The 8,090-nt window shown below is 60.5% G+C and carries 4 protein-coding genes and 2 pseudogenes; 4 read left to right on the top strand and 2 right to left on the bottom strand.

The window, feature by feature from the left end; all coding sequences use genetic code 11:
• Positions 1–1,499, top strand: a pseudogene (gene tnpC / locus ACTJK8_RS31815) (IS66 family transposase); the annotation flags it as partial.
• A gap of 335 nt (positions 1,500–1,834) precedes the next feature.
• On the opposite strand, the gene ACTJK8_RS31810 reads toward tnpC, so the two are convergent.
• Together ACTJK8_RS31810 and ACTJK8_RS31805 are read right to left on the bottom strand one after the other, a co-directional pair.
• The gene (locus ACTJK8_RS31810; RefSeq protein ID WP_440763154.1) at positions 1,835–2,038 is read right to left on the bottom strand and encodes a hypothetical protein; all 204 of its coding nucleotides are present in this window, start codon (positions 2,036–2,038) and stop codon (positions 1,835–1,837) included.
• A 726-nt stretch (positions 2,039–2,764) separates the two neighbouring features.
• Complete coding sequence (locus tag ACTJK8_RS31805) at positions 2,765–3,733, bottom strand: NAD-dependent epimerase/dehydratase family protein (RefSeq protein WP_440763153.1); 969 nt, start codon at positions 3,731–3,733, stop codon at positions 2,765–2,767.
• Positions 3,734–4,263: 530 nt separating this feature from the next.
• Here ACTJK8_RS31805 and ACTJK8_RS31800 point away from each other — a divergent pair.
• The 3 genes and pseudogenes from ACTJK8_RS31800 to ACTJK8_RS31790 all read left to right on the top strand — a co-directional run.
• Positions 4,264–5,529, top strand: a pseudogene (locus ACTJK8_RS31800) (IS256 family transposase).
• A gap of 144 nt (positions 5,530–5,673) precedes the next feature.
• Positions 5,674–6,354, top strand: coding sequence for an adenylyl-sulfate kinase (gene cysC, locus ACTJK8_RS31795; protein WP_440763152.1), 681 nt, complete (start codon positions 5,674–5,676; stop codon positions 6,352–6,354).
• A gap of 745 nt (positions 6,355–7,099) precedes the next feature.
• Positions 7,100–8,090, top strand: a 991-nt coding sequence (locus ACTJK8_RS31790) for an IS481 family transposase (protein ID WP_440763151.1), incomplete at its 3' end; no start/stop codon positions are given.

Genomic DNA, 8,090 nt, shown 5'->3' with positions numbered 1-8,090 from the left:
CGACGATCCCGAGACGCTCAAGGCGCTGCTCGCCGAGGAGCGCGCCGAGAACGAGCGGCTGCGCCAGATCATCCTGGCGATGCAGCGCCACCGCTTCGGCCGCCGCGCCGAGAGCCTGCCGGAGGATCAGCTCCTGCTCGGGCTGGAGGAGGCCGAGCAGGTCGAGGCCGCGGGCTTTGCCGCCGAGGAGAATGAACCGACCAAGCAGGAGGCGCGGAGGGCCAAGCGGCGCACGAAACGTGGGGCGCTGCCCGCCCACTTGCCGCGAGTCGAGCACGTGATCGATGTCGACAGCCTCGTCTGCCCGTGCTGCTCGGGTGCCCTGCATCGGATCGGCGAGGACGTATCCGAGCGCCTCGACGTGGTGCCGGTGCAGTTCCGGGTGCTGGTGATCCGCCGCCCACGCTACGCTTGCCGCGCCTGCGGGGACGCAATCGTGCAGGCACCCGCGCCGGCGCGGCTGATCGAGGGCGGCCTACCGACCGACGCTCTGGTCGCGCAGGTGCTCGTCTCCAAATACGCCGACCACCTGCCGCTGTATCGACAGGCGCAGATCTTCGCCCGCCAGGGCGTCAGCCTCGACCGCTCGACGCTGGCCGACTGGGTCGGGCGCGCCGCCTTCCTCCTCCGGCCCGTGCACGCGCGGCTCCTGGAGACGCTCAAACGCTCTGGCAAGCTGTTTGCCGACGAGACCACGGCACCGGTGCTCGATCCGGGCCGCGGCCGCACCAAGACCGGCCAGCTCTGGGCGTATGCGCGCGACGACCGGCCCTGGGGTGGGACGGATCCGCCCGGCGTCGCCTACGTGTACGCGCCCGACCGCACGGCTGGACGACCGATCGCGCATCTCTCCGGATTTGCAGGCGTGCTGCAGGTCGACGGCTACGCGGCCTACGAGAGCTTAGCCAAGGGCGGCGCAGTGCGGCTGGCCCACTGCTGGAGCCATGTGCGTCGGCAATTCTATGACCTTGCCGCGGCCTCGCCGATCGCCACAGAGGCGCTGTCGCGCATCTCCGTGCTCTACCGGATCGAGGCCGAGATCCGCGGGCGTCCGGCCGAGGAGCGACGGGCGGCCCGTCAGGAGCGAAGCCGGCCGGTGATCGAAGCGCTGGAGCCGTGGCTGCGGGAGAAGCTCGACCTCCTGAGCCGCAAGAGCAACCTCGCGGAGGCGATCCGCTACGCCCTGAGCCGCTGGGCGGGGCTGAGCCTGTTCCTCGCCGACGGGCGCGTCGAGATCGACTCCAACACCGTCGAGCGCGCGATCCGGCCGCTGGCTTTGAACCGGAAGAATGCCCTGTTTGCTGGTTCGGACGGCGGAGGCGAGCACTGGGCGGTGATCGCCTCGCTGGTCGAGATCCTACAAGCTCGTCGGCGTCGAGCCGCAGGCTTACCTTGCCGACGTCATCACCCGCATCGTCGAGGGCCATCCGCAACGGCACCTCGATGATCTGCTGCCATGGGCTTACCAGCCAACGCCAGCCCTCAAAGCCGTGGCCTGAGGACAGCGCTTACGTCCGAATAATGTGCGATTGGGCATCATCAACCGGCTGATCTGCCCTGCGACAGGGCTCGCTGGCCACGGTTTTGTGATCGTCCCTATCAGCGCCGCCCTGTCGCGCCGCAGCCCCTCAGCGATCCGTGCAAGGGGCGTCGCGGACGTCGCCGTGAACCAAGCTTCCGGGCTCTCGCGGGAATGTTGCCGAAAGGGAGCGGCGAAGCGCGTCGCAAGGGCGGCGCTCCGCGCCAGTTCGGGGGCCTCGACCTGAGCCGATTGAGGAAGCGCCTATCCAGCTCGCTCAGGCTGGACAGCTCGACAGCCGAGCTGCCGCTTGTGTCAACCTGAGCCGAAGTCTGATTCTCCGTCACTTCGTGTGATGGGTTCGACAGTGTTGAGGACGCGCTGACGCAGGAGTTCGAAGCCGGCGCGGCCATACATCTGTCGCTTGATCGACTTCAGTCGGCTGATCTCGCCCTTCGCTGGCGCTGTCGACCACGGCAGGGCGGTGGCATTCTCGATCCCAACCACATCACTTACCATCCATCCGCAATCCGGCCTGCGCATCCTCTCGCCTCGGGAGAACCTCAGCCGGAGGTCCTAAACCTACCTTGCTGCCTGTCCGATCATACAGGATGCACTCCACCTTATTAACCGCTTCCGCCGCCTGCCAACCCGTTGCGAGTAACAGTGACATCTACGAGACCTTCACTAGCCTCGCTGCAGCCTCATCACGCTCAGCCAGATCAGACATTTCTGCTAAGAAAATCAACAAGGATCTAAGGCGACATGAGCGGAGCGATTGAGTGTGCGGCGAACGTCAATATTAGGCAATGGCGGCATTAATTAACGATAGGCCGCATATTTGTTTTTGGGTTGGTCGAGCAGCGGTGAGGCGATCAGCAAAAGCAGCCGACGATGGCAAGAAAATCGGATCAGGAGCGGCGCAAGCGGAGGATCATTTCATTGGAATAAGGTTATTCCAATGAGAGAGATGTGTGAGGAAGTCATAGCCGCACTATATGAACAATACAGCTCTGACTAGCTACACAGTCGACAACCCTCGAAGATGCATCGCACGAAGCGAGCAACAAAACTCTCAATACAATGTCGGAATTACTTCATCGGCAGCATATGCTTCCAAATCTTTAAGTCAAAATTTACAAGAATGCGAGGCAGATCCTTTAGAGAGCAGAGTGCGCGTGTCGTTGAAGTTTTATCGATCGAGTAAAGGATCTGCCTCGCAGAGGCCAAGAGATCTGGGTAAACTTAAATTTTGTTGCGCCGCGTTTGCAATTCAATCCAGTTATATGTGCGCTCGATTCCTGACCTCAATGATTGCGATGGCTCCCAATTGAGAACCTCTCTCGCAAGTTCATTATCGGAATTCCTCCCGCGCACGCCAGTAGGCCCATCAATATGCTTAACACTCAGGGTCTTGCCGGCGACTTCGCAAGCCAACTCCACCAGTCTATTAATGGAGACCATCTCTTCGGAACCGATGTTTACGGGCAAATGGTAATTAGAGCGCATCAACTTTAGCGTTCCTTCAATACATTCATCAACATACAAGAACGAACGGGTCTGTTTTCCATCTCCCCAAATTTCGATTTCCCCCCCCTGGGACGCAAGAGCCACTTTCCTGCAAATCGCAGCGGGAGCTTTTTCCTTTCCGCCTTTCCATGTACCGTTTGGCCCAAAAATATTATGGTACCTCGCAATTCGTGTTTCGACCCCGTAATTCCTTCGGTAAGACATAAATAGCCGCTCGCTAAATAATTTCTCCCAGCCGTATTCGCTGTCAGGAGCGGCTGGATAGGCGGAGCTTTCTTTGCAAATTGGGCTGTCGGGATTCTCTTGATTGTGCGCCGGATAGATACACGCGGACGATGAATAAAAAACGCGTGTTATGTTTCTTCTAACTACAGCATCCAGTACATTTAGATTAATGGTCGCCGAATTATGCATCACGTCTGCATCGTTCTCACCAGTAAAAATATACCCGGCGCCCCCCATATCGGCGGCCAGCTGATAAACTTCATCGAATTTCCGATCTGTTATCGACCGTGTGAATTGTGCATCCCGAAGGTCCCCAACAACAAAGTCATCGGCTTCGGTATCTTTGTACTCGTGTTTCTTTATGTCAACTCCTCGTACCCACTTCCCCTCGCGCTTGAGGGCTGAAACGAGATGTCCTCCAATAAAGCCGCCGGCTCCAAGCACGAGAGCTGATGACATGATGTCCTTCCTTGCCATGGTATTCTGGTGCAGTTCTTCAGGCGGGCGTCAAATCATGCGGATGGGAGCCGCGATTCAACGCGTAAAACGACGAAATCCTATCACACTATGGCCATTTTGTGATTGCATCGGATTTATTTGTTTAGATTTACGTCGACCACGTGCGAGGGCGTGATTAAATTTAAGCTCGATAATACTATGCTGCATGTGAGTTGAGTGTAGTGTCACTTTGAGTGCGGCGCAGGCATATCAATTCGCTCCCATTTGAATAGTTCAAATATTAGCGTCGCCGATTTGATGCAGCGGCGGCGCCAACTTGATCCCGGTGGGTTAGAGATGCAGCTGACCAATCTGAAGCGGCAAGTCAAGCGCCGTGTTCAGAGCTCTGCCGCACTAAGGTTTTGACTCGATCCGCCTCAGCAGGTGACGATAGGAGCTATGCGTGAGATGGGGTAGCGACGGTGTGTTGAAGGTGGCGTATCGAGGCTGGTGTCGAGCCTGCCAGAACCTCTCGTTGAGAGCGATACGCCATGGAGACACCTACCAACGTCGTCCGGCTTCGTCATCCCGAAGACCTCGACGATTCCCTGACCGAGGTGCTGCGCAGCGGCGCTCGCAGGCTGCTCGCCCCAAATGTCGAGATGAAGGTGGACGCGTTCTTGGGTGCGATGCAGGACCTGCGGCTGTCGGACGAACGCGCACGGCTGGTGCGGCACGGTCATGGGCCGGAGCGGGTGATCCAGACCGGCATCGACCCGGTGCCGGTCGCGCGCGTCCGCCTGCGGGATCGCGGTGCGCGCGGGTCTGAGGACTGGATCCGGTTTACCTCGACCATCCTGCCGAAGTGGGCGCGGCGCACCCGCAGCTTGGATGCGCTGCTGCCGGTCCTGTACCTACGCGGTGTTTCGACCGGCGACTTCCAGGACGCGCTGACCGTCCTGCTGGGGCGTGACGCCCCGAACCTGTCGCCGGCCGTCATCGCCCAGCCGACGGCGACGTGGGCGGATGAGTACGCCTGCTGGCAGGGCCGCTATCTCGCCGCGCCGCTACGCCTACATCTGGGCTGACGACGTCTATCTGCACGCCCGGATGGCCAAGCAGGCAAACTGCATGATCGTGCTGATCGGGGCGACGCCCGAGGGCAACAGGAAGCTCGTCGGGTTCTAAGTGGGTGCGCGCGAGAGTGCCCAGAGCTCGCGGGACTGCTCGTCGACGTGAAGCGGCGCGGGCTGTCGATCGCGCCCGAGATCGCGGTGGGCGACGGCGCTCTCGGCTTCTGGCGGGCCCTCGACGAGGTCCTCCCCGGCACGGCCCATCAACGGTGTTGGGTCCAGAAGACGGCCAACGTCCTCGACAAGGTGCCGAAATCCGTCTAGCGGGCGATGAAGGCGGACCTGCGCGAGATCCACGGCGCGCCGACCCGGGCGGCAGCCGAGGTGGCGCTGACCGTCTTCGTTGAGAAATGCGGGGCCAAGTACCCCCGCGTCGCTGCCTGCCTGACCAAGGATCGTGACAGGCTGTTGGCGTTCTACGACTTCCCGGCCGAGCACGGGGATCACCTGCGCAGCTCGAACCCGATCGAGAGCGTGTTCGCTACGGTGCGGCATCGGACCGTGCGGACCAAAGGGGCGCTCTCGGCCACGACCACCAAGCTGATGGTGTTCAAGCTGGTCATGGCGGCGTCGAAATCCTGGCGCCGGCTGAAGGGCGAAAACCAGTTGCCGAAGGTCGCGGCCGGCGTCATCTTCCGCGACGGGACCGAGGTTGTCGAGAGCCCAGATCACCGCGCCGCCTGACCGCCTCCGTCACTCAAAACCATGCATAGCTCCTCGCGCGCCTTCGGATTGCCGAAGTTCCCAACCGCCTGAGTGCCAAATTTGACACATTCCTCATCGCAAAACTGGGTTAGTCTACCTACAAGTTGTGCTGTTGGCGGACCGATGGACAAGCGACCTGACGATGACGACAACCGCAACCTGACTTGGCAGACGCAGCAACCGCGTGAGGAGCGGTGGCGCGCTCTAGGACAGCGCCCGGTGATCGCTTGGTTCACCGGTCTATCGGGCGCCGGTAAGTCGAGCATTGCAAATGCCGTTGACCGTGCGCTGACTAACGCCGGGCGCCATACCATGGTGCTCGATGGCGACAATCTACGTCACGGCCTCAGCAGCGATTTGGGCTTTACCGACGCTGATCGTGTCGAAAATATCCGTCGGGTGGCCGAGACCGCGCGACTGATGGCTGACGCTGGCTTGGTGGTAATCGTTTCGCTGATTTCTCCATTCCGGCAAGAGCGCGCGATGTCGCGACGCATCGCGGGCAGCATACCTTTTCTTGAGATCTTTGTTGATACGCCACTTCAAGTTTGTGAAGGGCGCGATCCGAAGGGACTGTATCTGAAGGCCCGAGCAGGGAAGATCCCAAATTTTACGGGCATCTCAGCTCCCTACGAAGCTCCTGTAGCACCTGATCTGACGGTCGTGACCGAAGGTCATACGGTTGAGCACTCTGCAGCGCCAATCATCCTTAAGTTAATGCAGAATTCATCATCGCATGCGTCTCTTGGTTCGGATACTGCCTCACGGAATCTTGATCGCGATTTGGCTAACGAAGCTGCTTAAATCAGGCAAAGGCCGTAGTGAGCACATCTGGATAGATGTAGATATTGTCTGAGCGTCGCAATTGAACGCCACGTCAGGCGGGTATATGAATTTTCTTCGGAAGCACTTAGAGGCGGGACAAGATTATCGCTCGGACGACGGCAGCATCCGGGGCGTTATTGTCAAGATATGGCCGGTAGAGAGCGGATCGGAAGCATTAGTTCGGCTTCATTCTAATTCCAAAATTATTCGTGTGCTCGTCCCCAGCGAGGAACGACCGAAAAGGCGATGAGGCCGCGTGGGCGCCAACATCATAAAGCTGCGGAGGCCCTCCCTCGGTGGCGGTGATCACGCCGCCGTTAAGTTCGACTGGTCCGGGAATGACGAGATGAACAAGGCCTGCGGCTCCGGATGGGGCGAGATCCAGGCCGACGGCTCGCTTCGGGGCCCATCGGCTTCCACGGCGGCGACGAAATCCCCTTCTGGACTTGCTCCGCAAAATACTGCTGGCGAACCGGATGTATTGGTTTGAGATGGTGGGCGTTTCCGGATGAAGGCGCAGAATGCGCCGTGATTCGGGAGATCGAGGATGTCCCTCCGACTCACGCTCGATTCCGGCGTGCCACGGGAGACCGCCGCTGTCGCACAAGCCGCATTCCTGCGCGGTCACGACTATCTGAAGCTGCGTGATGCCCTCGGCCCGATCTAGATGTTTGATCCCAGGGTTTGATGGTGCACTCTTCACGTTGAAGTGGAGGGACGCGCTATGGGCCAAGTTCTTCACGGCAGCGCCACCACGACGGAGGCAGTCCGTCGAGCGATCCAGCATAGTCAAGCGAGCCTGAGGGCACTCGCGAAGCGCTACGGGATCAACCCGAAGACGGTCGCCAAGTGGAAGAAGCGGATCTCGGTCGCCGACCAACGCACGGGTCCGAAGGATCCGCGTTCGACGGTGTTGTCACAGGAGGACGAGGCGGTCGTTGTCGCCTTTCGCCGTCATACGCTCCTGCCGCTGGACGACTGCCTCTACGCGCTCCAGGCGACGATCCCGCACCTGACCCGCTCGTCGCTGCATCGCTGCCTGCAGCGTCACGGCATTAGCCGACTGCCGGAGGCCGACGGTGACAAGCCCAAGCGGTCACGCTTCAAGACCTACCCACTGGGCTACTTCCACATCGATCTGGCCGAGGTTCACACAGCCGAAGGGCGGCTCTACCTGCTCGTCGCCATCGACCGTACGACCAAGTTCGCCTTCGTTGAGCTGCATGAGAAGGCCACGCGGCGGGTCGCCGGTGACTTCCTCCGCCATCTCATCGAGGCCGTGCCTTACAAGGTGCATACGGTGCTCACCGACAACGGCACCCACTTCACCACGCCCGGCAACGTCGCCTCGGCCGCTTCCATCATCAAGGAGGCGATTGCAGCCGGCGAGACCTTCCGAGCCCACAGCTTCGAACTTGCCTGCGCCCGCAACGATATCGATCATCGGCTGACCAAACCGCGCCACCCCTGGACCAACGGTCAGGTCGAGCGGATGAACCGTACGATCAAGGACGCGACGGTCAAGCGCTACCACTACGACAGCCACGGGCAACTCCGTGCGCACCTGGCCGACTTCGTCAGCGCCTACAACTTCGGCCGCCGCCTGAAGACCCTGCGGGGTCTCACACCCTACGAAGCCATCTGCAAGGTCTGGTCCGCTGAGCCCGGCCGCTTCAGGTCAGACCCACTCCACCAAATGCCGGGACCAAACATCT

The organism is Methylobacterium sp. 22177, from assembly GCF_052045615.1.
GTDB classification, from domain to species: Bacteria; Pseudomonadota; Alphaproteobacteria; order Rhizobiales; family Beijerinckiaceae; genus Methylobacterium; species Methylobacterium radiotolerans.
This window is presented reverse-complemented; position numbering and strand designations above follow the sequence as displayed.